Annotated in this window: 20 protein-coding genes; 12 read left to right on the top strand and 8 right to left on the bottom strand. The window is 63.7% G+C overall.

The window, feature by feature from the left end:
- Window positions 1-72: 72 nt before the first annotated feature.
- From PW947_RS18650 to PW947_RS18620, 7 genes are all read right to left on the bottom strand, one after another.
- The gene (locus tag PW947_RS18650) at window positions 73-447 is read right to left on the bottom strand and encodes a hypothetical protein (RefSeq protein WP_299633836.1); all 375 of its coding nucleotides are present in this window, start codon (window positions 445-447) and stop codon (window positions 73-75) included.
- A gap of 201 nt (window positions 448-648) precedes the next feature.
- Window positions 649-1,668, bottom strand: a complete 1,020-nt coding sequence (locus PW947_RS18645) for an oligopeptide/dipeptide ABC transporter ATP-binding protein (protein ID WP_299633835.1) — start codon at window positions 1,666-1,668, stop codon at window positions 649-651.
- On the bottom strand, window positions 1,665-2,657 hold the full coding sequence (locus tag PW947_RS18640; RefSeq protein WP_299633834.1) for an oligopeptide/dipeptide ABC transporter ATP-binding protein: 993 nt from the start codon (window positions 2,655-2,657) through the stop codon (window positions 1,665-1,667). Before PW947_RS18640 ends, PW947_RS18645 begins: the two co-directional genes overlap by 4 nt.
- Window position 2,658: 1 nt before the next feature.
- Window positions 2,659-3,609, bottom strand: coding sequence for an ABC transporter permease subunit (locus PW947_RS18635; RefSeq protein ID WP_299633833.1), 951 nt, complete (start codon window positions 3,607-3,609; stop codon window positions 2,659-2,661).
- Window position 3,610: 1 nt separating this feature from the next.
- On the bottom strand, window positions 3,611-4,546 hold the full coding sequence (locus PW947_RS18630) for an ABC transporter permease subunit (protein WP_299633832.1): 936 nt from the start codon (window positions 4,544-4,546) through the stop codon (window positions 3,611-3,613).
- A gap of 17 nt (window positions 4,547-4,563) precedes the next feature.
- A complete protein-coding gene (locus PW947_RS18625; RefSeq protein WP_299633868.1) occupies window positions 4,564-6,180 on the bottom strand; it encodes a peptide ABC transporter substrate-binding protein in 1,617 nt (538 codons plus the stop codon).
- Between the two features lie 130 nt (window positions 6,181-6,310).
- Complete coding sequence (locus tag PW947_RS18620; protein ID WP_299633831.1) at window positions 6,311-9,001, bottom strand: TonB-dependent receptor; 2,691 nt, start codon at window positions 8,999-9,001, stop codon at window positions 6,311-6,313.
- A gap of 1,086 nt (window positions 9,002-10,087) precedes the next feature.
- On the opposite strand from PW947_RS18620, the gene PW947_RS18615 reads away from it, so the two are divergent.
- The 12 genes from PW947_RS18615 (at window position 10,088) to PW947_RS18560 (ending at window position 24,965) form a co-directional block, all read left to right on the top strand.
- Complete coding sequence (locus PW947_RS18615) at window positions 10,088-10,699, top strand: MotA/TolQ/ExbB proton channel family protein (protein WP_299633830.1); 612 nt, start codon at window positions 10,088-10,090, stop codon at window positions 10,697-10,699.
- 24 nt (window positions 10,700-10,723) lie between these two features.
- Window positions 10,724-11,143, top strand: coding sequence for a biopolymer transporter ExbD (locus PW947_RS18610; RefSeq protein WP_299633829.1), 420 nt, complete (start codon window positions 10,724-10,726; stop codon window positions 11,141-11,143).
- A complete protein-coding gene (locus PW947_RS18605) occupies window positions 11,140-11,883 on the top strand; it encodes an energy transducer TonB (protein ID WP_299633828.1) in 744 nt (247 codons plus the stop codon). Before PW947_RS18610 ends, PW947_RS18605 begins: the two co-directional genes overlap by 4 nt.
- A gap of 166 nt (window positions 11,884-12,049) precedes the next feature.
- The gene (locus tag PW947_RS18600; RefSeq protein WP_299633867.1) at window positions 12,050-13,948 is read left to right on the top strand and encodes an extracellular solute-binding protein; all 1,899 of its coding nucleotides are present in this window, start codon (window positions 12,050-12,052) and stop codon (window positions 13,946-13,948) included.
- Between the two features lie 7 nt (window positions 13,949-13,955).
- Window positions 13,956-15,008, top strand: a complete 1,053-nt coding sequence (locus PW947_RS18595; protein WP_299633827.1) for an ABC transporter permease subunit — start codon at window positions 13,956-13,958, stop codon at window positions 15,006-15,008.
- Window positions 14,962-16,077 (top strand): ABC transporter permease, encoded by a 1,116-nt coding sequence (locus PW947_RS18590; RefSeq protein ID WP_299633826.1) that lies wholly within the window; start codon window positions 14,962-14,964, stop codon window positions 16,075-16,077. The genes PW947_RS18595 and PW947_RS18590 overlap by 47 nt, the downstream gene beginning before the upstream one ends.
- Window positions 16,074-17,729 (top strand): dipeptide ABC transporter ATP-binding protein, encoded by a 1,656-nt coding sequence (locus tag PW947_RS18585; RefSeq protein ID WP_299633825.1) that lies wholly within the window; start codon window positions 16,074-16,076, stop codon window positions 17,727-17,729. The genes PW947_RS18590 and PW947_RS18585 overlap by 4 nt, the downstream gene beginning before the upstream one ends.
- Window positions 17,726-19,165: a TldD/PmbA family protein gene (locus tag PW947_RS18580; RefSeq protein ID WP_299633824.1), complete on the top strand. Its 1,440-nt coding sequence runs from the start codon at window positions 17,726-17,728 to the stop codon at window positions 19,163-19,165. Before PW947_RS18585 ends, PW947_RS18580 begins: the two co-directional genes overlap by 4 nt.
- Window positions 19,162-20,559 carry a TldD/PmbA family protein gene (locus PW947_RS18575; RefSeq protein WP_299633823.1) on the top strand — a complete coding sequence of 466 codons (1,398 nt, stop codon included), beginning with the start codon at window positions 19,162-19,164 and terminating at the stop codon, window positions 20,557-20,559. The genes PW947_RS18580 and PW947_RS18575 overlap by 4 nt, the downstream gene beginning before the upstream one ends.
- Window positions 20,560-20,597: 38 nt before the next feature.
- Window positions 20,598-21,197 carry a GNAT family N-acetyltransferase gene (locus PW947_RS18570; RefSeq protein ID WP_299633822.1) on the top strand — a complete coding sequence of 200 codons (600 nt, stop codon included), beginning with the start codon at window positions 20,598-20,600 and terminating at the stop codon, window positions 21,195-21,197.
- Window positions 21,194-21,751: a GNAT family N-acetyltransferase gene (locus PW947_RS18565; protein WP_299633821.1), complete on the top strand. Its 558-nt coding sequence runs from the start codon at window positions 21,194-21,196 to the stop codon at window positions 21,749-21,751. Before PW947_RS18570 ends, PW947_RS18565 begins: the two co-directional genes overlap by 4 nt.
- Before the next feature lie 7 nt (window positions 21,752-21,758).
- Window positions 21,759-24,965: a multidrug efflux RND transporter permease subunit gene (locus tag PW947_RS18560; RefSeq protein WP_299633820.1), complete on the top strand. Its 3,207-nt coding sequence runs from the start codon at window positions 21,759-21,761 to the stop codon at window positions 24,963-24,965.
- Window positions 24,966-24,995: 30 nt separating this feature from the next.
- Here the strand turns inward: PW947_RS18560 and PW947_RS18555 are convergent, their stop codons facing one another.
- Entirely contained in the window at window positions 24,996-25,592 is a 597-nt protein-coding gene (locus PW947_RS18555) for a GNAT family N-acetyltransferase (protein WP_299633819.1), read from the bottom strand.
- Window positions 25,593-25,664 lie beyond the last annotated feature (72 nt).

Genomic DNA, 25,664 nt, shown 5'->3' with positions numbered 1-25,664 from the left:
GCTTTGAGAAGCGCGGGTTTTGCAAGGTGGTCTTGCACGCAGCGGCACAATACAGCGTTGCGCGATCCAGGCTTAATTAGGCAACCCAGCCAGTTCGCCCTGTTTCTGAAGATGCGCGGACAGCGCGTCGCTCAATTGCACGAGACTATGTTGCGGCAACGAGAAACCGGCCCAACCGAGGCCGGTATGTCGAAAGAAAAGAACCGCACCGTCGAGCAGCGGATTCTTTTCGGTGTGCCAGCACGGGTCCATCTCGATCACGTATTGCTGCAAGCGCGATGGGTGCTTCGGTACTTCCGGCTGCATCGACGCGCGAATCGCGCTAAGACATTGAATCACGCCGTCTACGTCGTCGGCTTCGAGCAGGACGGCATGTTGATCGACGGCGAGGCGCACGGTCGGCGTGCCGTATTCGTTGATCACTTCGATACTCATGGGACGTGTCATGGTTCTGCCTCTCATCAGGAGATGCGGAACATTATGTGACGCGTTGACTGTGCGTTTTCTTAAGAAGCGCGATCGCTGCGTGAAACTTTATTCACGGCGGTGACAGACGTTCGACTCGTCGAAGGCCGCTTTGGCACATGACAACGCGGCCGGATCGTCGATCGATGCGGCCGCGTTGCTGAAACTACGTTGAAACAGGCACTATGCTTCGAGCACCGGGACGCGGATGCACGCAACCCGTCGCGTTTCGTCGCCATAGGCGAGTGCTTGCGGTTGCGCGTCGCCGCACGCGTCGATAGCGGCGGGGCAACGGGTGCGAAATGCGCAACCGGACGGCGGTCGCAGCGGTGACGGAATCTCGCCTTGCAGCAGCAGATGCCGTCGCGCACGTTCGATGGTCGGATCGGGAACCGGTACGGCGGATAGCAACGCACGCGTATAAGGATGCGCGGGCGACGCATACAGGTCGCGCTTGTCGCCGAACTCCATCACGCGTCCCATGTACATCACCATCACGCGATGGCTGATCGCTTTGACGACGGCAAGGTCGTGGGCGACGAACAGTAACGAAAGCGACAGTTCCCGTTGCAGATCGCGCAGCAGATTGACGATTTGCGCCTGAATCGATACGTCGAGCGCCGACACCGGTTCGTCGCAGATCACCAGTTGCGGCTCGCTGATCAACGCGCGCGCAATGCCCACACGCTGACATTGCCCACCGGAAAACTCGTGCGGATAGCGCCGCAGATGCTGTGCATTCAAGCCGACGCGTTCGAGCATCGTCAACACGCGTGCGCGGACGTCCGCACGTGCAACGTCGGGGCGATGCGTGACCAGCGGCTCCGCGACGATCTGTTCGATCGTCATGCGCGGATCGAGCGACGCGAGCGGGTCCTGGAAGATCATCTGCACGTCGCGTCGCAATACGCCGAGATCGCGCTTCGAACCGTGCACGGTTTCGATACCATGCAGTTTGACGCTGCCGCCGGTTGCAGGCGCGAGCCCGACGATCGCGCGTGCCAGCGTGGACTTACCACATCCGGATTCGCCGACCAGCCCGACGGTTTCACCGCGTCGCACGTCGAACGACACACCATCGACGGCGCGCAAGGAGGTTTTTCCGGACCACGGCAATTTGCCGGACGGCACGCTGAAATGCACCTTCAATTCACCGACCGACAGCAACGGCGCGGCACTGTCGCGAGCAGGATTCAGGCTCATCGTACGGCCTCCAGAATCGCGTCGGCCGGACGGTGGCACGCGCGCAACGCGCCCGGCAGATCGCGGCGCGGGTCCAGCGAAGGCGCCGTGTTGCGGCACACGTCGTCGGCATACGAACAGCGCGCCGCAAATGCGCAACCCGCGCCGAGTTGGCCCGGCAACGGCGGATTGCCAGGAATGGTGTGCAACGGACGGTCGTCGTCGTCCGTGATGCGCGGCAATGCATTCAGCAAGCCGACCGTGTACGGATGCGTCGGCGCGGCGAACAGCGAGCGTGCATCCGCCTGTTCGACCGTGCGTCCCGCGTACATCACCATGACGGTGTCGCACAAACCGGCCACCACGCCCATATCGTGCGTGATCAGAACGATGGCAGTGCCGCGCTCGCGATTCAGTTCGCGCAGCAATTCGATGATCTGCGCCTGCACGGTGACGTCGAGCGCGGTGGTGGGTTCGTCCGCGATCAGGATTTCCGGCTCGGACAACAACGCCATTGCGATCATCACGCGTTGCCGCATGCCGCCGGAAAATTCATGCGGATACATGCCGACGCGCCGTGCGGCGTCAGGAATCCGCACGGTGTCGAGCACGTCGATCGCACGACGGCGCGCTTCGCGGCGCGATAGTTTTCGATGCAACTGCAACGACTCCGTCATCTGCCGTTCGATCGTGAGGAACGGATTGAGCGCCGTCATCGGGTCTTGAAACACCATGCCGATCCGGTTGCCGCGAATCCGGTTCAACGCCGTGTTGTTCATCGCCAGCAGGTCGTCGCCGCGATATGTCGCGGTGCCCGATGCACGGCCGTTCGACGACAGCAGGCCGAGCAGCGCCATCACGGTCTGACTCTTGCCGGAGCCCGACTCGCCGACGATACCCAGCGTGCTGCCCGCGTCGAGCGAAAACGACACGCGTTGCACCGCATCGACGGGTGGTCCTTCGCGGCGCATAAAACGCACGCTCAGATCCTTTACTTCGAGTAGCGCCATGTCAGTGATCCTTGGGGTCGAGCGCGTCGCGCAGGCCGTCGCCGACGAAGTTCACGCAGTAGAGCGTCACGCACAGCATGACGGCAGGGCAGAGCAGCAGCCACGGCATCGATTCGAGCTTTTGCGCGCCGTCTTCGATCAGCACGCCCCAACTCGTCATCGGTTCCTGCACGCCTAGCCCGAGAAACGACAGCACCGATTCCGTCAGCACGATCGACGGCACTGTCACCGTCGCATATACGACCACCACGCCGATCAGGTTCGGCACGATATGCCGAACGATGATGGCGCGCGTGCTGACGCCGGTGGCGCGCGCCGCATCGACGAATTCGCGCGAGCGCAGCGACAGTGTCTGGCCGCGCACCACACGCGCCATATCGAGCCATGAAAACGCGCTGATGGTCAGCACGACCAGATAGAACGCGCGGCCGAACAGCGTCATCATCATGATGGCGATCAGCATGTACGGGATCGCGTACATCATGTCGACGATACGCATCATCACCGCGTCCACGCGACCGCCCATAAAGCCGGCCGTCGCGCCCCACGCGACGCCGATCAGCCCCGACACCAGCGTGCCGAGCAAACCGACTTCGAGCGACACGCGGCCGCCGACCAGCGTGCGCGCGAGCAGATCGCGGCCGAGTTCGTCGGTGCCGAACAGATGCATGCCGAGCCATGACGGCGGCATGCTGATCGATCCCCAGTCGCTATCGATCGGGTTGTTGGGCAGAAACAGCGGCCCGGCGAAGCAGGCGAGCACGATCAGCAGCAGGATCGCGAGGCTCGCGAATGCGGCGCGATTGCGCAAAAAACGCCCGCATGCAATGGCAAACGGCCCGCGTGATGCTTTCGCGATACGGCCGCCGGACAGGCCGCCGCCAGCGGAGGCCGCGTCGGCGGGCGGCGCGACGAACGCACGCGCGGCCAGGTTGAACAGACGATTCATCATGTCAGTACCGGATGCGCGGATCGAGCCATGCATAAGCAAGATCGACCAGCAGATTGAACAGCACGGCGACGGCCGTGATCAGCGCGACGAGTCCCAGCACGAGCGTGTAATCGCGATTGATGGCACCGTTGACGACCAGCTGGCCGAGACCGGGCAACGCGAACACGGATTCGGTGACGACTGCCGCGGTGATCGACGAGATGCACAGCGAGCCGAGCAACGACACGACAGGCATCAGCGCCGGTTTCAGCGCGTGACGCAACACGATCGTGTGGCCAGGCAATCCTTTCGCGCGTGCGGTGCGAATGAAATTGCCGGACAGCACTTCGATCATGCTGCCGCGCATCACGCGGGCGATCGTCGAGACGTTGATGATTACCAGCAGCACGATCGGCAACACGCGGTAGTGCCAGTCGCCGTCGCCCCAACCGCCTGCGGGCAACAGACCATGCTCGCCGCGCTTGATGAGAATCGCGAACACCCACACCAGCACCGGACCGAGAATGAACGGCGGCACCACGCTGCCGAGATTGCCGAGCAGCATCACGCCGTAGTCGATTGCGCTGTTGCGGCGCACCGCGGCGATCGTGCCGAGCGCGACGCCGATCACCAGCGCGATCGGCACTGAAATGCCGCCGACGCCGAGACTCACCGGCAACGCTTTCCAGACGAGTTCGCTGACCGACCAGTCCGTGTAACGGAACGACGCGCCGAGATCGCCATGCAACAAGCCGCCGATATACAGCAGGTACTGCTTCCAAAGCGGCTGATCGATGTGGTACTTCGCGTCCAGGTTCGCGAGTACCGCCGCCGACAGATGTTTCTCCGAGTCGAACGGGCCGCCCGGTGTCAGATGCAACAGCAGATAGCACGCGGTGATGACGGCGAGAATCGTCGGAATCGCCCAGAGCGCGCGGCGCAATGTGTAAGCCAGCATGGCAAGGCTCCTTGCGTCTAGTGCTTGATGATGTACATGTCCTGCGACTGGCGCTGATCGACGTAGTTGTTCGGCGAATAGCCGCCCACATACGACTTCACGAGCCGCACCGCCGAGTACTGGAACATCGGAATCAACGGATAGTCGCTCATCGCGAGGTCGTGCGCCTGCGTCAGCATCGCCGAGCGTTTCGCTTCGTCCATCTGCTGGTTGGCCTGATCGATCAGTGCATCGACTTTCGGATTGCAGTAATGCTGATCGTTCTGCACGCTGTTGCAGCGGATCAGATCGAAGAACGACATCGCGTCGTTGTAATCGACGAACCAGCCATCGCGCGACGCCTGCACCTTGCCGTCATGACGCATTTTCAGCAGCACGCGATTCTCGACGTTGTCGAGCTTCACATTGACGCCGAGCTTGGTCCGCCATTCCGACGTCGTGAACAGCGCGACCTTCTTGTGCAGGTCGTTGGTGTTGTACGTCAGCGTGAACGTCAACGGTTTCGCATCGGAGTAACCGGCCTGCTTCAGCAGGTCGCGCGCCGCTTCGACGCGTTTGGCCATCGGCCACGCGGCCCAGTCGGGCTGGAATTGCGCGGCGCCTTGCGTGCCTTTCGCGATCAGTCCATAGAGCGGCAACTCGCCGCTCGCGGTGAGCTTCGACGTCAGCAGAGTGCGGTCGATCACCATCGACAGCGCCTGCCGCACGCGCTTGTCGCGGAATGCGGGATCGGCGTTGTTCAGCGAGTAGTAGTAGCTCGCGATAAACACGCCGGTTTTCAGTTCGGCGCCGAACTGCTTGCTGATCTGTTTATAGATGCCGGACGGAATCGAATACGTGTAGTCGAACTGGCCGGCCTGATACATGCGCAGCGCGGTTTCGTCGCTTTCGATCGGCAGATAGGTGACTTTCGTGATCGCGACCTTGCTTGCGTCCCAGTATCTGTCGTTCTTCAGTATCACCAGACGGTTGCCCGGTTGCCAGTCGCTGAGCGCATACGCGCCGTCGCTGACCATGTGGCCGGGGCGGGTCCATTCGTCGCCGTACTTCGCGACTGTCGCGCGCGGCACCGGCGCCATCGTGGACATCGCGGTCAGTTGCGGGAAGAACGAGGTCGGCGCTTCCGTTTTGACTTCGACGGTGTACGGATCGACTGCGCGCACGCCGAGACTCGTCAGCGCGGCCTTGCCCGCCAGAATCGCCTTCGCGTTCTTCACGAACTCGACGAGGATCGTATATTTCGAGCCGGTTTTCGGATCGACCACGCGTTGCCACGAGTAGACGAAATCGGCGGCGGTCACGGGATCGCCATTACTCCAGCGCGCGTTATGGCGCAGCTTGAAAACCCACGTATCGGGCGCGGTGCGGCTCCACGATTCCGCGACACCGGGCACGACCGCACCGTCGGCGGCGATTCGCGTCAAGCCCTCGAACAGGTCGAGGCCGATCGTATTGGCGGCCCAGGATTCGATATGCGCGGGATCGATCGATTCGGCTTCGACGGGCGTTTGTCGCGTGAGCTCCTGGGTGGCTGCGAGCGTGACGTCGGCGGGAATGGTGACTGCGTGGGCGGGAGCGAGCAGGGCGAGAGTGAACGCGGCCAACGCCGTCCGGGTGGCGTGAATCGGTTTGATTGCGTATTTCAAGTGGCATCCGTAAAGCAAAAAAGCCGGCGGTGCACGAGGCACCGCCGCCAATCCTCTTCAACAACGGCGAAGAGGCAAGAGGAGACCTACGGTACTGCGGTAAAACCCGATGCGGCCATCAGAAGCGATAGGTCGCGCCCACCTGGAAGAAACGGCCCATGTCGGTGTACAGCGACTGGTCGTAACCGGTGATGTCCGGGGTTGCCTGCCATTCCACGTCGAACGGCGGACGCTTGTCGAACAGGTTGTTGATGCCGCCGTAGATGGTCCAGTGCTTGAAGCCGCGATACGTTGCCATCAGGTTGAACTGGCTATACGACGCAACGGAGCCCGAGCCGCCGTCGCCGGACTCGGCCGCCACCGCGTTCGTGTACGGACCCGTGTATTGCCACGTCAGCGTCGTCGTCAGCTTGCGATAGTCCCAGGTCACGCTCGTGTTGCCCTTCCAGCGCGGGTTCGATGCACCGAACGGCTGCAGCAGCGCGAGGTTGTTACCCGCGAAGTCCTGCGTCGGCGATCCCGGGCTGTTCAGCTTGAAGTGCCACACGTAGGCCCAGTCGCCCGTCAGTGTGAACGTGCCGTATTTCGTGCCGACCGACTTGCGGAAGTTCATGTCGAAGCCGTCGGTGTCGAGCGAACCGAGGTTGACGAACTGCTGCTGGATGTAGCGGATCGTGCCGTCGGGGTTGCGCACCACGACGCTAGGATCGTTCGCCGCGAGTGCGGCAACCGGATCGCTCGTGCCGATCACGCCGTCGATGTGGATCTTGTAGAACGCCGCGCCGAAGTCCGTCGAGTTGTCCGGCGACAGTTCGAAGCCGATGTTGTAGTTCTTCGTGTGCTCCGGTTGCAGGTTCGGATTGCCGGCGGTCTGTTCGGTCGTGAAGTGCTTGGTCGGCACGCCGCTCGGATCGTTCGGATCGGTCAGGTTCTGGTGACCCAGATACACCGACTGCGCGTTTTCAACCAGCGTCGGCGCGCGGAAACCACGGCTGTACGACGCATACGTCGTCAGCATCTGCACCGGCTGGAAGCGCAGTGCGAAGCTCGGCGAGAATGCACCGCCGAAGTCGCTGTAGTGGTCGTAGCGGCCGGCCTGCGTGAACGTCAGGTTGTGGATGATCGGAATATCGACCTGGTAGAACGCGGCGGCGACATTGCGCGAGCCGTCCACGGTCTGCACGTTGGCCGGAGCGACCAGACCTTCCGACGCATACGTGCGCGGGTTGATTTCCGAACTCTCGTGACGGAATTCCGTACCGAAACCCAGGCCGACAGGACCGGCCGGCATGTTGAACAGGTTACCCGTCGATGTCTTCGCGGTGACCGAGTCGAGCTTCGAGATCGCCTGCTGGTTGTCGTTCTGGAACACGCCGTTCAGACCGTTCGGCGTCGCGGCCGGATTCGAGAAGTCATACACGCCGTTGGCGAGAATGTTCTCGACGCCCGCGACGTTGATGGCGTTCTTGAAGGTCGTATCGACCGTGCTTTGCGAATGGCCGTAATCGACGCCCCAATCCCAGTCGCCGAGCTTCGACGTCGTGAACGAACCCTTCACGCCGGTCGATGCGCGCCAGAACGTCGAGACCGTATCGGCTTCGACGACGTTGTTCGGGAACGTCAGGTTGATCGGCGTATCGACGCCGTACGGGTTGTACGGATTGCTGCCCGACACCGTACGCGGCAACTGCACGACCGAACCGGCGGCCGGATCGAAGTAGTTGGACGTCGACGAAATCGCCGCCGGGCCTTCGTACTGAACCGTTTCGTTGCGGCTCAGCATGAAGTCCGCATACGCCTGCGTGTCGTCGTTGATCTTGAACGTGCCGTGCAACTTGGCGTTCAGGCGGGTGGTTTCCGGCATCAGCGAAGTCTGGCCGGCCGGGTTGTACTTACACGCGGCGGCGCCCGTCGTCGACGTGCTGCCCGGCGGGCAGGGGCTCAGCGCGGCGGTCGAGCCGTCCGGCAAACCCCAGTACGACTGCTGGTTCGGACCGAGCGGACCGGCGAGGCCGCCCGCGTAGTTCGAGAAGTCCTGCTGGCTCGTCATCGGACGGTCGGCGAGCGACGAACCGCTGTCGCGATACCAGCTAGCCGCGGCCGTGATGTTGTAGCGGTCGGCGTTCAGATCGCCGATACCGCCGAGCACGCTGAACGAGCCGGTCGCATCGCCCGGATGCTGTGCCTTGCCCAGCTGGCTGTCGATCTGCAGACCCTGGAAGTTCTTCTTCGTGATGATGTTGACGACACCGGCAATGGCGTCCGAGCCGTACTCCGACACCGCGCCGGTCTTCACGATTTCGATGTGATCGACGGCGTTCAGCGGGATCGAGTTGACGTCGAAGAACGTGTCCGTGAAGTTCACCGCCATCGCGTAGTTCGCGACGCGCTGACCGTCGACCAGCACCAGCGTGTACTTCTCCGACAGACCGCGCAATGCCATCCCGGCGCCGCCCGGCGCGGAGCTGTTCATCGTCGATTGGGACCAGCTGGATGCCGAGTTGGCGGCGGTGCCGCGCAGGAAGTCGGCGACGGTGGTGTAGCCGCTTGCCTGGATTTCCTTCGGCGTGACGGTCTGGATTTCGATGTTGCCGGTCTTGTCCGAGGTACGGATCAGCGAACCGGTGACTTCCACTTTTTCGAGTTTGCTGACGGCGGGGGGATTCGCCGCTGGCGTGCTTGCAGCCGTCGGTGCGGCTGCCGTATCAGGTTGGCTTTGTGCGTGTGCCAGCGGGATGAACGCCGCTGTCAACACCAGCTCGGCTCCGATGATTCTCTTGATGGCCGAGGCCAATCGCTTTTGTTTCACTTGCGCTCCTTCTTGTCGTTAAGGCCACTTCCGTTGAACGATCCGCAAACGCATCCGCGAGTCGCGCATGCGCAGCCGTGCGTCGACGTCAGCGAGTTCTTCGCTGTCCGGCGCATCCCTGCGCCGTCCCGCACATCCCGTCCAGGGCGCGTCGCCGATCGTGTCGGACTCGCGCCTTGGTTTTGAAGCGAGCGCAGCATGAGCACGAGATATGCCATGTGCGTGGTCGCGGATCGTCGAAGTGGCCTCGTACAACCAACCGGATTGCAACGAAGCAATTGATTTGTCTGGGAATTTCCTCTTACAAAAAATTCCGTTACGAGCGTAAGGAGGTGAAATAAGTCTTGCCTCGCGCGTAACAGAACGAAAGAAAGTTTCCATCGGAAAAAATTCAATTAGGCGCTTTATTCTAATTGCGATTGGTGCAAGCTTCGCACCGCGCGAATGCGTTAATTCCGAATTGGTGCATTAAATAAAATGCGTTTGAAATGAATAAAATTCCCTAATTCAGGGCAATTAAAACAGCTTTAAAAGAGGTTGTAATAACTGTAAGAAAATGATTGGTAAGGACGCTTCGCGCGACGCGTAGTGGCTTGACGGCAGGGAAGTGGTCTGCAACTGGTGTTTAGCGTGGTACTAAACTGCATCCAATTAGAAAGCGTAATGTAATAAGGTTGTCTATGTCATATTCGGACATTGCACCAAAGCGTTTCAATGCGCCGTTTTCGCACCAATTCGGCAATCACGCATTAAAGGCTTTACCAGGTTATCTACTCGAAACCGGCTATACGCCAATTACCGGACGCAATTTGTTTTGCTATATGCGTGCGCGAAGGCCGCGCAAGCCGTCGCGCATGTCATTTTTTGTGTTACGGCGGATAAGGCTATGAAATAAAAGACAAAGGGCGGCTTGTAAGGGCTTGAAGGCGTCGCTCGGGCGGGACGAAACGGCTTGTCCGCGTTCAACCTGGTACGGGCTTTGCATAGGTGGCGGGCCTTTTTAGCCGGCGACCCACAAGGCAGCCGGCATCTCGAAACCCACCGTTATTCAACGGCCGCTTGAGCCTGTACTAACCGGAGTCCGCAGTGCTGAATACCCTCGTTACCTACTCGATCCAGTCGATGGGTCTGATCCCTCTCCTCGCTTTCATCTTCCTGCTCGGCATCGCGATCATCATCGAACGCTTCATGTTTTTCTCGCGTGCGGTGCGTGCCGGCAAGACCCTCGAACATGACCTGAAACTCGTCGACGCCGCCAATCTCGACGACGCCGCGAAAGTGGCCGAGCACTACAAGCAGACCGTGCAAGGCGAACTCGTGAAGTCGGCGATGAAAGTGAAGGGCAAGAGCGAAGCAGTCGTCGAACGCGAGATCGAAGAAACCATCATGTTTCAGCTGCCGCGTCTCGACCGTAACCTGTGGATTCTCGATACGGCCGTGACGCTCGGACCGCTGCTCGGTCTGCTCGGCACGATTATCGGCATGGTCGAATCGTTCAACGTGCTCGGCACCAGCGGCACCGCGAATCCGAACGGCGTGACGGGCGGCATCGGCCACGCGCTGACGGCCACCGCGTGTGGCCTGACCATCGCGATCATCTGCGTGATCTTCCTGAATTACTTCAACAAGCGCATCCGGATGACGGTCAACCAGTTCGACCTCATCAAGTCGCTGCTCGTATCGCGCTTCGCAGTCTGAGCCCCGCACTCAAGGAGACGGACCATGCGAAACCATCGCAGCCATTACCTCGGCGGTGAAGAGAAAGCGCGCATCGAGATCATCCCGATGATCGACATCATGATGTTCCTGCTGGTGTTCTTCATGCTCGCCACGCTGAAGATGATCCAGGGCACGGGCATCAAGCTCGACCTGCCGCAATCGAGTACGGCCGAGCAGTTGCAGCAGACCATCAAGGTGTCGATCGGCGTGACGAAGACGGATGAAATCTATCTGGATTCGAAGCCCGTGACGCCCGACGAACTGACCGCGCGTCTGCAAGGTCTGGTTCACGATTCGAAGAAGGTGGACGTGGCGATTGCCGGCGACGAGGGCACGAGCTACAAGAACATCGTCAAGGTGATGGATCTGGTGCGCGCGGCGGGCATCAGTTCGGTCGCTCTGGCCACGAACCCGACGACATGAGTTCACCGGCCATCGACATGAAAGATCCGCAAAACCGCCTCGACGGCGCACTCTGGGCATCGACCACGCCGGCGCATCACGGTCGCATGTCCATGAAGCTGGCGATCGGCGTTGCGGTGCTGGTCGAGGCGCTGGTGATCCTGGGCGTGTCGCATATGAAGTTCCAGCCGCCGCCGCCTCCGCCGCCGAAGGAGATGCGCGTGCAGATCGCGCCTCCGCCGCCGCCACCGCCGCCGCCTGAAGTGAAGAAGCTGGAGCCGCCGCCCGCACCGCCGAAAGCCCAGCCGAAGCACGAGATACCGAAGCCCACGCCGACGCCGCCACCGCCGCGGCCGACCCCGCAGCCGGTGATCCAGCCGACCGCGAATCCGGCGCCGAACGCACCGGCGGTCGCATCGCCGACGCCGGCCCCGGCGCCCGCGCCGGCACCTGCCGCGCCGCCAGCGCCACCCGCGCTGCATGGCGTGGTGGACGGTCGCGGGCATTGCCAGTCGGTGCAGCCGGTGATTCCGCGCAAGGCGTTGACGGACGGTATTTCCGCGGACGTGATCGCGCATCTGACGATCGGCACGGACGGCCGCGTCAGCGACGTGAAGATCGTGCGGGTGACGCCGCCCACGTCGGTGTTCAACGAAGCCGTGATCGCAGCGGGCAAGGCGTACACGTGCGAGAAGAACGCCGAGCCGTACGTCGGTGAAGTACAGTTCTCGTTCAAGACCACGCCGTCCGACGACGAGTAAGCCGGACATCGTTCCGGTCCGGCTTCACCGCGAACTTCCGGCCTTCGCACTTTACCCATCCGGCCTTCAACCCGGAACCGCGCGAGCGGCGGCTACCCGCTGCCGCCCGCGCGGTTCCGAAGCATCGCGCGTCGGCTACGAGCCGGCGCGCGTCCAGACACGCATGATGACAACCGACAGGTTTCGAGGCCCGCGCGCGCGCGTCGCCCAGACGTTCGCGGCGCGGGTGACGGCGACGTGTATCGCGGCGCTGCTGGCCGTGCCGCTCGCGAGCGCGCCCGCGTTCGCGAAGGCGTCGATCGCGCAGTACGACGCGCCGAAGTATCCGGCCGGCTTCACGCATTTCGACTACGCCGACCCGAACGCGTCGTCGGACGGCACGCTGTCGTTTCAGAACTACGACGAAGCGCAAAGCTACGATTCGCTCAATCCGTTCCTGACGCGGGGGTCGCCGGCGCCGGACATTCTGCATCTGATGTTCGATACGCTGATGCAGCGCAGCTGGGACGAACTCGCATCCGAATACGCGTTGATCGCCGACGACGTCGAGGTCGCGCCGGACGGCATGTCCGCGGCATTTCATATCGACCCGCGCGCGCGCTTTTCGAACGGCGACCCGATTACCGCCGACGACGTCAAATACTCGTTCGATACGCTGAGCAGTCCGCACGCGTCGCCGCTGTACAACTCGCAATTCGCGGTGATCACCCGAGCGACGGTGCTCGACGGGTCGCGGGTGCGCTTCGATTTCCGCCATCCGCAGCGCGACGCGCCGCTGATCGCGGGCGATCTGCCGGTGTTTTCGCGCAAGTGGGCGATGCAGGCCAACGGCACGCGCACGCCGTTCGACCAGTTGACCAACGTGCCGCCGGTCGCGAGTGGTCCGTATTTGATCGAGCAGCGCAAGAACGACACGCAGATCGTCTATCGGCGCAATCCCGCGTACTGGGCTGCGAGTCTGCCGTCGCGGCGCGGCATGTACCACTTCGCGCGCGTCGCGTTCAAGCTGTATCACGACCACTACACGCAGCTCGAATCGCTGAAAGCGCTCGATACCGACGTGATGGTCGAATACAGTTCGATGCAATGGGCTCGCCGTTACATCGGCAAGAATTTCGACAACGGCAAGTTGCAGCGCCACCTGTTCGCCGACCACGGCGCGCAGATGCAGGGGATGATGTTCAATACCCGCAAGGCGATGTTTTCGGACGTGCGGGTGCGCCACGCGCTCGCGCTCGCGTTCGATTACGACTGGCTGAACCGGATGACGTTCTACGGCCAGTACCAGCGCACCAACAGCTATTTCGACGACAGTCCGTTCGCCGCGCGAGGTATGCCGTCCGACGCGGAACTGACGCTGCTCGAACCGTATCGCGCGAGCTTGCCGGCGGCCGTGTTCGGTCCGATGGTGAAGCAGGCCGACACGATTGCGCCGCACACGCTGCGCGACAACCTGCGGGTCGCGCGCGGCCTGCTGGCGGAAGCGGGCTGGACCGTGCGCGACGGCCAGTTGCGCGACGCGCAGGGCGATCCGATGTCGATCGAGATCATCGACGATCAACCGGGCATGGATCGCGTTTTGCTGCCGTATATGCGCAACCTGCAACTGCTCGGCGTCGATGCGCATATGCGCGAGATCGACAGCGCGCTGTACCAGAAGCGGATCGACAACTTCGAGTTCGATATGACGACGTTCGTCTATCAACGCGTGACGATTCCGGGTTCCGAGCTGGAACGTAGGTTCGGCAGCGCGGCGGCGTCGCAGGTCGGCTCGGAGAACTATCCGGGCGTGAAGTCGCCGGCAGTCGATGCGCTGGTGCGCGCGGTGATTCACGCGACCACGCTGGCCGAACTCGAAACCGCGACCCACGCGCTCGACCGCGTGCTGATCAACGGCTATTACCTCGTGCCCGAGTATTTCGCGCCCGATACGCGGATCGCGTACCAGAGCCCGCTCGGTTATCCGCCGGTCACGCCGGTCAGTTACCAGTGCGAGGACTGGATCGTCAGCTACTGGTATCGCAAGACGCCGACTGCCGCGGCGAACGCCGCTGCGGCGAAGTGAGGGGCTTATGTTTATCTATATCGTCAAACGTCTGCTGTTGATGATCCCGACATTGATCGGCGTTGTCACGCTGACCTTCGTCGTCACGCAGTTCGTGCCGGGTGGGCCGGTCGAACAGATGATGACCCAGTTGCGTCACGGTCAGCAGCGTGGCGGCGAAGGCGGTGGCGGCGGCAGTGCGTATCACGGCAGTCAGGGCGTCGATCCGCAGCAGATCGAGCAGATCAAGAGGCAGTTCGGTTTCGACCAGCCGCCGCTCACGCGCTATCTGAAGATGCTGAAGGACTACGCGAGTTTCGATCTCGGGCAGTCCTACTATCACCATCAGAGCGTGTGGGGCGTGATCCGCTCGAAGCTGCCGGTGTCGATCACGCTCGGGCTATGGACGGTGGTGCTGACCTACCTGGTGTCGGTGCCGCTCGGTATTGCGAAGGCGGTGCGCAACGGTTCGCGCTTCGATACCGCCACCAGCGTGATGGTGCTGAGCGGCTATGCGATTCCGGGCTTCGTGTTCGGCGTGCTGCTGCTGATGCTGTTCGGCGGCGGCACGTTCTGGCAGGTGTTTCCGATGCGCGGGCTGACCTCGGATAACTTCGACGAACTCAGCGCGTTCGGCAAGGTGCTCGATTATCTGTGGCACATCGTGTTGCCGGTGACGGCGTCGGTGGTGGGCAACTTCGCGATCGTCACGATCCTGACCAAAAACACCTTTCTCGAGGAGATCGGCCGTCAATACGTGCTGACCGCGCGTGCGAAGGGCGCACCGAAGCGCGACGTGCTGTGGAAGCACGTGCTGCGCAACGCGGCGATTCCGCTGCTGACCGGCTTGCCTGCCGCGTTCGTCGGCGCATTCCTGAACGGCAACCTGCTGATCGAAACGCTGTTTTCGCTCGACGGCATGGGCCAACTGTCTTACGACTCGGTGATCCGCCGCGACTATCCGGTCGTGCTGGGCTCGCTATTCCTGTTCACGCTGATTGGTCTCGTGACCAAACTCATTGCTGACGTCTGCTATGTCCTCGTCGACCCCCGCATCCAATTCAACAGCCTGGACCGATAAGCTGCCGCCCGGCGCGCTGCCGGTTTCCGTGTCGCCCGGGCGACGCGTGTGGCAGCGTTTCCGTCGCCAGAAGCTCGGCTACTGGAGCCTGATCGTGTTCGCGACGCTGTTCGTGCTGAGCCTGCTCGGCGAAGTGCTCGCGAACGACCGCCCGCTGATGGTCCGTTTCGACGGCCATTACTATTTTCCGATCGTGAAGGACTATCCGGAGACGATGTTCGGCGGCGATTTCCCGACCCGCGCGAACTATCTCGATCCGTTTATCCGCAAGCAGTTGACGGAGAAGGGCAACTTCGCGATCTATCCGCCGAATCACTACCACTACGACACGATCGATTATTTCGCGACGCGGCCGTTTCCGGCGTCGCCGTCCGCGACCAACTGGCTCGGCACCGATCAATACGGCCGCGACGTGCTGTCGCGACTGCTGTACGGCTTCCGGCTGTCGGTGCTGATGGCGCTGGCGCTGACGGTATCGGGCATCGTGTTCGGGGTGCTGGCGGGCGCGGTGCAAGGCTTCTACGGCGGTCGCACCGACCTGATCGGACAGCGGCTGATCGAAGTGTGGAGTTCGATGCCCGATCTGTATCTGCTGATCATTTTCGCGTCGATCTTCGAGCCGAGTTTGTGGCTGCTGTTTATCCTGCTGTCGATGTTCGGCTGGCTGGTGCTGTCCGATTACGTGCGCGCGGAATTCCTGCGCAACCGCTCGCTCGACTACGTGCGCGCGGCGCGAACGATGGGCCTGTCGAACTGGCAGATCATCTGGCGGCATCTGTTGCCGAACAGCATGACGCCCGTCATCACGTTCCTGCCGTTCCGGATGAGCGCGGCGATCCTGTCGCTGACGAGTCTGGACTTTCTCGGGCTGGGTGTCGCACCGCCGACGCCGAGCCTCGGCGAACTGCTTCAGGAAGGCAAGAACAACCTCGACGCGTGGTGGATCTCGATGTCGGCGTTCGCCGCGCTGGTCGTCACGCTGTTGTTGCTGACCTTCATGGGCGATGCGCTGCGTAATGCGCTCGACACGCGCTCGCGCGGATCGGCGTTCGGCGGAGGTCAGCGATGAGCGACACGACTGATCTCACGAAGCGCCATCCGCTGCTCGAACTGGAAAACTTTTCGATCAGTTTCGGTGACAAGGTCGCGGTTCGCGATCTGAACCTGACGATCGAACGCGGCGAGCGCGTCGCGCTGGTGGGCGAATCCGGCTCGGGCAAGAGCGTGACCGCGCTGTCGATTCTCCGGCTGGTCGAACACGCGCGCAACAGCGGCCAGATTCGCCTCGACGGCGTCGATCTGTTGCGCAAGACCGAACAGCAGATGCGCGGGATTCGTGGCGCGGATATCGCGATGGTGTTTCAGGAGCCGATGACCGCGCTCAATCCGTTGTTCACGATCGGCCAGCAGATTGCCGAAAGCCTGCGCCTGCACGAAGGCTTGCGGCCGAACGCGGCGCGCGCACGCGGCATCGAACTGCTGCGCCGCACCGGCATTCCCGAACCGGAACGGCGGATCGACAGCTATCCGCATCAACTGTCGGGCGGACAGCGGCAGCGCGCGATGATCGCGATGGCGCTCGCGTGCCGTCCGCGTTTGCTGCTCGCCGACGAGCCGACCACCGCGCTCGACGTCACCGTGCGCCAGCAGATCGTCGATCTGCTGATCGAGCTTCAGGAGCAGGAAGCCGCCGATCGCGGCATGGCCGTGCTGCTGATCACGCACGACCTGAACCTCGTGCGGCGCTTCGCGCAACGGGTCGCGGTGATGGAAAAGGGCGTGCTGGTCGAGACCAACACGACTCAGGCGCTGTTCGCCGCGCCGCAGCACCCTTACACGCAACGTCTGCTCGACAGCGAGCCGCATCGCGAGATCGAGCCGGTCGAGCCGCATGCGCGGCGCGTGCTCGAAGTATCCGGACTCGCAGTCGATTACCGGACCGCCGCGAAAGGCTGGCGCTCGCTGTTCAGCGGCTCGACGTTTCGCGCCGTCCACGATGTCGATCTGAGCTTGCGTCGCGGTGAGACGCTCGGCGTGGTCGGCGAATCGGGTTCCGGAAAATCGACGCTCGCGGCGACGCTGCTCGGTCTGCAACGGCTCGCCGCCGGTCATATCCATATCGACGGTGCGCCGTTGTCGGCGTTGCGTGGCGCGAACTCGCGCCGCGCGCTGTATTCGCGGATGCAGGTGGTGTTTCAGGACCCGTTCGGGTCGCTGTCGCCGCGGATGACGGTCGAGCAGATCGTCGGCGAGTGGATCGAGGTGCATCGTCCGGAAATCGATGCGCGCACGCGTCGCGCGCGGGTCGGCTCGCTGCTGGAGGAAGTCGGCATGCCGCACGAATCGATGCTGCGCTATCCGCACGAGTTCTCCGGCGGGCAGCGTCAGCGGATCGCGATTGCGCGCGCGCTGGCGGTCGAGCCGGAACTGTTGATCCTCGACGAGCCGACCAGCGCGCTCGATGTATCGATCCAGCAACAGGTGCTCAAGCTATTGGCGGGTCTGCAAAAGAAGTACGGGTTAAGCTATCTGTTCATCACGCACGATCTGGCGGTGATGCGCGCGATGGCGCATCGTGTGATCGTGATGAAGAACGGCCGTGTGGTCGAGTCGGGCGACACGCTCGATGTGCTGAACGCGCCGTCGCATCCTTATACGCAGTCGTTGCTCGCCGCGTCGATGATCGCGCCGGAGCACGACGAACCCGAGGTGTTGCAATGAGTGAATCGCGCTGGGCGCAAGCCGCCCGTGCCTTGAACAGTCAGGCGGATTTCTGGTCGCTGCGGGTGGTCGACGAACAGATCGACGACCACGAAGTGCGCAACGACGTCGTGCAGCCGCTGCGCACCCAGCGCGAGCGCGGCGCGATGCTGACCGCGTGGGCCGGTGCGGGTGCAGGCTATGCGGCCAGTACGGATCTGTCGGTGGCGGGCCTGCAGGCCGCGCTCGATATCGCCACGCAGCGCGCGCTCGCCAGTGCGGACGTTTCGCTGATCGATCATCGCGCGGTGTCGCGCGAAACGGCGAGCGGCGAGTATGTGTCGCCGAACGCGGAGCGGCCGTTGCCGTCGCGCGGCGAATGGCTCGCGCGGCTCGCGCACGAATGCGCCGCCGCACACATCGACGACCGGATCGTCGAGCGCACGGCGTCCGTGCAGATCACCCACACCGAACAGACGTATCTGACCAGCGACGGCGCGCATATCGTCCAGCGCTGGCGTCTCGTGATGCCGGAAATGAGCGTGGCGGCGCATGCGAACGGCGACACGCAGGTGCGCACGCTCGGCGGCAATTACGGCACGCTCGCGCAGGGCGGCCTCGAAGTGCTGACGCGCTACGGCTTCGACGGCGCGGGCATGCGGCTCGCCAACGACGCGCTGAGCTTGCTTGCCGCGCCGAATTGCCCGTCGGGTCCGCGCGACCTGCTGCTGATGCCCGACCAGATGATGTTGCAGATTCACGAGTCGATCGGGCATCCGCTGGAGCTCGACCGGATTCTCGGCGACGAGCGCAACTTCGCCGGTTCGAGCTTCGTCAAGCCGGAGATGTTCGGCACCTACCGTTACGGCTCGCCGCTGCTGAACGTGACCTTCGATCCTTCGTTGCGCGAGGAAGCAGCGTCGTACGCATTCGATGACGACGGCAGCACCGCGCACAAGGCCTATCTGATCCGCGACGGCATGCTGGAGCGGCCGCTCGGCGGTGCGCTGTCGCAGCAGCGCGCGAAGATGCCGGGCGTCGCGAATTCGCGCGCGTCGAGCTGGAACCGCGCGCCGATCGACCGGATGGCGAACCTGAATATCGAACCGGGAACCAGCACGCTCGACGCGATGATCGCGGGCATCGAGCATGGCATTCTGATGCGCACCAATACCTCGTGGTCGATCGACGACCATCGCAACAAGTTTCAGTTCGGCTGCGAGTTCGGTCAGTTGATCGAAAACGGCAAGCTCACGCAGGTCGTCAAACAGCCGAACTATCGCGGCATTTCCGCCAGTTTCTGGCGCAGCCTGAGCGCGGTCGGCAATGCGGATACGCGCGAAGTGTTCGGCACGTCGATGTGCGGCAAGGGCGAGCCGGCGCAAGTGGTGCGCGTCGGGCATGCGTCGCCGCCGTGCGTGTTCCGCAACGTGGATGTGTTCGGAGGGGCGCAATGAGTGTTGTCATCCCGAGCGGCGCATCCGGCGCATCCGGCGGCTTCGAGTTCGCGTCGGGCGCGCAATCGCCCGACTGGTACGCTCATTTCGCGTTGCTGGCCGACGCGATCGATACTTTACTGAGCGGTGACGAAGTCGCGTTGACGCGGCTGTCGGCGGAGCAGTCCGACTTTATCCGTTTCAACGACGGCAAGGTCCGGCAGATCGGCCAGGTGTCGCAAGGCAAGCTGACGATCCGGCTGATCGACGGCGCGAAGCAGGCGTATTCGAGTTTGACGGTATGCGGCGATCCGGCCGCGGATCTGCGCGATATCGCCGATGCGCTGAGCACGTTGCGCGATGGCTTGCGCGATGCGCCCGACGATCCGCATCTGTTGTACGACACCACGCAATGGCACCAGGCGACGCGCCGCAGCGGCAAGCTGCCCACGCCCGACGCGTTGTTGTGCATCGTCAGCGAATGCGCGCGCGGCGTCGATTTCGTCGGGTTTTATGCGGGCGGGCCGGTGATGCGCGGCTTCGCTTCGTCGCGCGGCAGTCGCGGCTGGTACGAAGTGAGCAACTTCAGCTTCAGCTGGTCGCTGTACGACCCGAGCGGCCGCGCTATCAAAAGCACTTACGCGGGCGATCACTGGGACGACAGCGTATTCGCCGCGAAAGTCGAGCAGGCGGCCGCGCGCCTGCCGGTGCTCGGACGCACGCCGCGCGCGTTGTCGCCGGGACGCTATCGCACGTATTTCGCGCCGTCGGCGGTGCTGGAACTGGTCGGCTCCGCATCGTGGACCGGCTTTTCCGCGCGGGCGAACGCCAGCGCGCGCAGCCCGCTGTTCCGCTTGCATAACGGCGAAGTCGGATTCGATCCGCGCGTTTCGATGACGGAAGACCTGAGCCTGAACGTCGCGCCGCGCTTTAACGGCGACGGTTATCAGCGCGACAGCGTGGCGCTGATTCGCGACGGACGCAGCGCCGGTCAACTGACCAATGCCCGCAGTGCGCGCGAATACGGCCTGACGCCGAACGGCGCGCCCGCGAGCGAGGCGCCCGAGTCGCTGTCGATGGCGGGCGGCGATCTCGATGCCGCCGATATCCTGAGCGCGCTCGATACCGGGCTCTATGTCGGCAATCTCTGGTACGTGAATTTCTCGGACCGGATGAATTGCCGTCTGACCGGCATGACGCGTTTCGCGACGTTCTGGGTCGAGCGCGGCCAGATCGTCGCGCCGGTCGATGCGATGCGCTTCGACGACAGCCTGTACCGTCTGCTGTCGAGCGAACTCGAACGTCTGGACGCGCAACCGGAATTGCTGCTGAGCGACGGCACGTGGGGCGAGCGGGAAACGGGCGGCTGGAAACTGCCTGGCCTGCTGGCGCGCTCGTTCGAACTGACGCTGTGAGTAGCCGATGACGGATTGACCGATTGACCACGATAACAATGACAATGACAGAACGCAGCAGCCCATCAGAGAGCACGACGCGGCATCCGGCCGGACGCGTCGATATCGACATCAGGTCCGTCCATCCCGACGACGCCGCGCAGATTTACGCGCTTCGCATGTGTCCCGGCGTGGTGCGGCAGAATCCGACGCCCGCGCATTCGACGCTGGAGCAGACGCGCGAATGGATCGTCAAGCTCGAATCTCCGGCGATCGCAATTGCCGCGTGCATCGACGGTACGGTCGTGGGCACCGCCGATCTGCATCCGGGCTCGCTGCGCCGCGCGCACAGCGGCCGGATCGGCATCAGCGTGCATGACGACTGGCAAGGCAAGGGTATCGGCACGCGGCTGATGACCGAACTGATCGACACCGCCGACAACTGGTACGGACTGCGCCGTCTCGAACTGAGCGTGTTCGCCGACAACCATCGCGCGATCGGGCTGTATCGCAAGTTCGGTTTCGCGGGCGAAGCCACGTATCGCGGCGCGGTACTGCGCGACGGTCTGCTGATCGACACGCTGTTCATGGGACGGGTTCGCGCGCCCGCCGCGCATCCGCAATCCGATGCCCGGTTGCACGAAGGAGCGTGCGCATGAACGGCGCGCCCAACACAGCCGCCGCACGCGTGGCGATCCGCGTGCGCGAAGTGTCCGATCTCGATGCCATCGCCGCTTTGATGAACTGCCCCGGCACGCGGCACGGCACCTTGCAGACGCCGTATCGCTCGCATGCGACGGTCGCGAAATGGCTCGACAGGATGCCCGCGAACACACTCGGACTGTGTGCGGAAGTGGACGGCCGCGTGGTCGGGTTGATCGACGTGTTGCCGCGACCGCACCGGATGGCGCATAGCGCGGGCGTCGGCATCGCCGTGCACGACGACTACGTTGGACGCGGCGTCGGTACGGCCTTGCTCGCGGCCGCGCTCGACCGAGCGGATTCGACGATGGGATTACGTCGGCTGGAGCTGACGGTGTTCGTCGACAATCACCGGGCGATCGGCCTGTACACGCGCTTCGGTTTCGTCGAGGAAGGGCGCTCGCCCGCCTTCGCGATGCGCGACGGCATGCTTGTCGATGTGTTCCATATGGCGCGTTTCGCCGCGGCGCCGCGCTTTGCGTCGGCGCTTCCGTCTGAAACGCCCCTCTGAGGACGCCTTGCCCGCCTTCTTTATCGACCGACCGGTCTTCGCGTGGATCGTCGCGCTCGCGGTAATCGTCGCGGGCGCGCTGGCGTTGCCGCAACTCCCGGTGGCGCAATATCCGCGGCTGGCGCCGCCGCGCATCGTGATCGACGCCGTGTATCCGGGCGCATCGACCGAAACGGTCGATGCGAACGTCGGCAGCATCATCGAGGAAAGTCTCGATGGCGCCGACGGGATGCTCTACTACGAGACCGCCAGCGACGGTCTCGGCAATCTGGAGATCGCCGCGACGTTCGCGCCGGGCACCAATCCCGACATCGCGATGATGGACGTGCAGAACCGGCTCAAGCAGGTCGAGCCGCGCCTGCCGCAGCAGGTCGTGCAGCAGGGCATCAGCGTGTGGAAGGCTGCGAACACGTTCCTGATGCTGGTCGCGCTGACGTCCACCGACGGCACGCGCGATTCCGCGCAACTCAGCGATATTCTCAGCCGCGACATCATGCGCGAACTCAAACGCGCGCCGGGCGTCGGTTCCGCACAGCTATGGGACGCCGACGAAGCGTTGCGAATCTGGCTCGACCCGATGAAGCTGCGTGAGTTCGGCCTTGCCGCGTCCGACGTCAACGCCGCGATCGCCGCGCAAAACGCAAGCGTCGCGGCCGGCACGCTCGGCGACGCGCCGCTCGCCGACGGCCAGCAACTGACTGCGTCGGTGAACGTGAAAGGGCAGTTGCGCTCGCCGCAGGAATTCGGCCGGATCGTGCTGAAGGCGCGTGCGGACGGCTCGACGGTGCGGCTCGCGGATGTCGCGCGCATCGAGATCGGTCGCGACAACTATACGTTCTGGTCGCGGCTGAATGGCCAGCCATCGGCGACGGTCGGGATTCAGCTCGGCCCGCGCGGCAATGCGATCGAAACCGCCGACGCGATCCGCGCGCGGCTGGCCGAACTGTCGAACCGCCTGCCGCCCGGCGTCGCGATTCAGGTGCCGTTCGACAGCGCGCGTTTCGTTCACGTCGCGATCCGCGAAGTGCTGGTTACGCTGACCGAAGCGATCGTGCTGGTGTTTTTCGTGATGTGGCTGTTCCTGCGCGATCTGCGCTATGCGCTGGTGCCGACCGTGGTGATTCCGGTCACGCTGATGGGCGCGTTTCTCGCGATGTACGCGTTCGGTCTGTCGATCAACGTGTTTACGATGTTCGGCCTCGTGCTGGCGATCGGCATTCTGGTCGACGACGCGATCGTGGTGGTCGAAAGCGTGCACCGCGTGATGGACGAGGACGGGCTGTCGCCGCGCGACGCCACCGTGAAGGCGATGAAGCAGATCGGCGGCGCGATCGTCGGTGTGACGGCGGTGCTGACGGCGGTGTTCGTGCCGATGGCGTTTTTTCCGGGTGGCGTCGGCGGGATTTACCGTCAGTTTGCCGTCGCGATGATCGCGTCGATGCTGGTGTCGTCGTTTATGGCCTTGTCGTTGACGCCCGCGTTGTGCGCGAACCTGCTTAGCGCGCCCGCGCGGTCGGTCCGTGAGCGCGACGCGCGACGCGGCGTGGCCGGCATCGCGGCGCGGTTTTCGACGCGTTTCGAACGGGGTTTCGACCGCGCGTCACGTGCTTACCGCACCATGACCGCCGCCGCGATGCGGCGAATCGGGCCGTTGCTGGCGGTGTACGCGGTGTTGCTGCTGGCGTGCGGCGTGCTGTACTGGCGGATGCCTGGCGGTTTCCTGCCAGTCGAGGATCAGGGCCAGTTGCAGGTGATGATCCAGTTGCCCGCCGGCGCGACGCAATCCCGCACGCTCGCCGTCGTCGAACAGGCCGAGTCGATCCTGCGCGCGCAATCGGCGGTCGCGAACGTCACGAGCGTGATCGGCTGGAGTTTCGAGGGCAGCGGACAGAATGTTGCGATGCAGTTCGTCACGCTGAAGGACTGGGACGCGCGCAAGGTCGATGCGATCCACCTGCGCGATACGCTGAACCAGTCGTTCAGCCGGATTCTGGACGGCAACGTGGACGCGCAATTGCCGCCGTCGGTGCCGGGCGTCGGCCATTCGGACGGCTTTACGTTCCGTCTCGAAGATCGCGGCGGTCTCGGGCGCGACGCGTTGAAGGCGGCGCGTGAACAACTCGCGGACCGCGCGAAGGCCGATCCGTCGCTGGCGTCGATCCATGTCGAGGATCTGCCCGACGCGCCGCGCATCGAACTCGACGTGGACCGCGCCAAAGCGTATGCGCTCGGCGTGCCGTTCGAGCGGATCGCGGACGTGCTGGGCAGCACCTTCGGCTCGTATTACGTGGACGATTTTCCGGCGGGCGGCCGGATGCGTCGCGTGGTGGTCGCGGGCGACGCGTCGGCGCGGATGACCGAAACCGATCTGCTGGCGTTGTCGGTGCCGAACCAGTCGGGCGCGATGGTGCCGCTGTCGTCGTTCGCGACGCGCCGCTGGACCATCGGGCCGGTGTCGCTGACGCGCTACAACGGCTATCCGTCGCTCGATCTGAACGGCCGCGCGGCCGCCGGTGTCAGTTCGGGCGCGGCGATGGCGGCGATGGAGCGGCTCGCGGCGAGTTTGCCGCCCGGTATCGCGTTCGACTGGGTCGATGCGGCCCGCGAGGAGCGCGCGTCCGCGCAAATGACGCCGTTGCTGCTCGGTCTGTCGCTGCTGGCGGTGTTTATGGCGCTGGCCGCGTTGTACGAAAGCTGGACGATTCCGCTGGCGGTATTGATGGTCGTGCCGCTCGGCGTGATCGGCGCGATTGCTGCGATGCTGATGCGCGGCATGCCGAACGACGTCTACTTCAAGGTCGGGATGATCACGGTGATCGGCCTGTCCGCGAAAAACGCGATCCTGATCGTGCAGTTCGCCCGCGATCTGAACCTGCGCGGCGTGCCGTTGACTCGCGCGGTGATTCGCGCGGCGGGCGCGCGCTTCCGGCCGATCGTGATGACCTCGGCGGCGTTTCTGCTGGGCGTCGTGCCGCTGGTGCTGGCAAGCGGCGGCGGCGCGGAAAGCCGTCGCTCGATCGGCACGGGCGTGTTCGGCGGCGTGGTCACTGCGACCGTGCTGGGTCTCGTATTCGCACCGGTCGCGTTTCAGGCGGTGGCGACGTTCGCGCAATCCGGCGCGCGCGGCAGTGTGCGGCGCATGCGCGGCGCATGGCGGGCACGCGCGCCGGAACGAGCGGTGGCGGCGAGCGAGCGGCGCTCGGAGACGTCGTGAGGATGGGCTTGGTGAGCGTGCCGGGCGCGCTCAGACGTGCGGGTTGATTCGCGAAGTCAGAACGTGATCGGCCCATTCGCCGTCGATCTTCAGATACGCGCGCGCCACGCCTTCTTTTTCGAAGCCGAGCCGTTCGAGCAGGCGCGCGCTTCGCTGGTTCTCCGGCCGGTAATTCGCCATCACCCGATGCAGGTTCATCACGCCGAACACATGGTTGATGGCCGTGCGCAGCCCTTCGCGCGCGAAGCCGCGTCCCTCGAAGCGCTTCGATATCGAGAAGCCCAGATGACACGCATCGAACGGCCCGCGAACGATGTTCGTGAAGTTGCATTCGCCGATCAGTTCGTCGCGGGTCCGCTCGAACAGCAGCAGATGCAGCGCGTGGCCGTTCACCTGCTGCGCGACCATCGATTGCAAACGCCCGGCGATCGCGTCGGCTTCGAAAAACCGGTCGGTGCGCGCGGGTTCCCACGGTTTCAGATGCTGGCGGTTGTCGACGTGATACGCGTGCAGCGCGGCTGCATGCCCGAGCGTCGCGACGCGCAGGGTCAGGCGTTCGGTGCGCAAGGTGTCGAGGCAGACAGGAGGGAACGACGGAAGAAGGGGAATCAGGCGTGCGGCGGGCATGGTTGTCGCGATGAACCGGTCGAAGTCACCGAGGATAAAGCAGTTTCGTTGCGGCCAGGCGTCGAAAAACGC

This window comes from Paraburkholderia sp. (assembly GCF_028283785.1).
In the GTDB taxonomy this organism is placed as follows: Bacteria; Pseudomonadota; Gammaproteobacteria; order Burkholderiales; family Burkholderiaceae; genus Paraburkholderia.
Note: the sequence above shows the minus strand (reverse complement) of the source record. Positions and strands in the feature narration are given on the sequence as shown.

What these genes read in the sequence shown, in the direction of transcription:
- PW947_RS18650 (WP_299633836.1), bottom strand. Translation starts at nt 447, where the DNA reads ATGACACGTCCCATGAGTATCGAAGTGATCAACGAATACGGCACGCCG.
- PW947_RS18645 (WP_299633835.1), bottom strand. Translation starts at nt 1,668, where the DNA reads ATGAGCCTGAATCCTGCTCGCGACAGTGCCGCGCCGTTGCTGTCGGTC.
- PW947_RS18640 (WP_299633834.1), bottom strand. Translation starts at nt 2,657, where the DNA reads ATGGCGCTACTCGAAGTAAAGGATCTGAGCGTGCGTTTTATGCGCCGC.
- PW947_RS18635 (WP_299633833.1), bottom strand. Translation starts at nt 3,609, where the DNA reads ATGATGAATCGTCTGTTCAACCTGGCCGCGCGTGCGTTCGTCGCGCCG.
- PW947_RS18630 (WP_299633832.1), bottom strand. Translation starts at nt 4,546, where the DNA reads ATGCTGGCTTACACATTGCGCCGCGCGCTCTGGGCGATTCCGACGATT.
- PW947_RS18610 (WP_299633829.1), top strand. Translation starts at nt 10,724, where the DNA reads ATGCGAAACCATCGCAGCCATTACCTCGGCGGTGAAGAGAAAGCGCGC.
- PW947_RS18605 (WP_299633828.1), top strand. Translation starts at nt 11,140, where the DNA reads ATGAGTTCACCGGCCATCGACATGAAAGATCCGCAAAACCGCCTCGAC.
- PW947_RS18600 (WP_299633867.1), top strand. Translation starts at nt 12,050, where the DNA reads ATGACAACCGACAGGTTTCGAGGCCCGCGCGCGCGCGTCGCCCAGACG.
- PW947_RS18595 (WP_299633827.1), top strand. Translation starts at nt 13,956, where the DNA reads ATGTTTATCTATATCGTCAAACGTCTGCTGTTGATGATCCCGACATTG.
- PW947_RS18590 (WP_299633826.1), top strand. Translation starts at nt 14,962, where the DNA reads ATGTCCTCGTCGACCCCCGCATCCAATTCAACAGCCTGGACCGATAAG.
- PW947_RS18585 (WP_299633825.1), top strand. Translation starts at nt 16,074, where the DNA reads ATGAGCGACACGACTGATCTCACGAAGCGCCATCCGCTGCTCGAACTG.
- PW947_RS18580 (WP_299633824.1), top strand. Translation starts at nt 17,726, where the DNA reads ATGAGTGAATCGCGCTGGGCGCAAGCCGCCCGTGCCTTGAACAGTCAG.
- PW947_RS18575 (WP_299633823.1), top strand. Translation starts at nt 19,162, where the DNA reads ATGAGTGTTGTCATCCCGAGCGGCGCATCCGGCGCATCCGGCGGCTTC.
- PW947_RS18570 (WP_299633822.1), top strand. Translation starts at nt 20,598, where the DNA reads ATGACAATGACAGAACGCAGCAGCCCATCAGAGAGCACGACGCGGCAT.
- PW947_RS18565 (WP_299633821.1), top strand. Translation starts at nt 21,194, where the DNA reads ATGAACGGCGCGCCCAACACAGCCGCCGCACGCGTGGCGATCCGCGTG.
- PW947_RS18555 (WP_299633819.1), bottom strand. Translation starts at nt 25,592, where the DNA reads ATGCCCGCCGCACGCCTGATTCCCCTTCTTCCGTCGTTCCCTCCTGTC.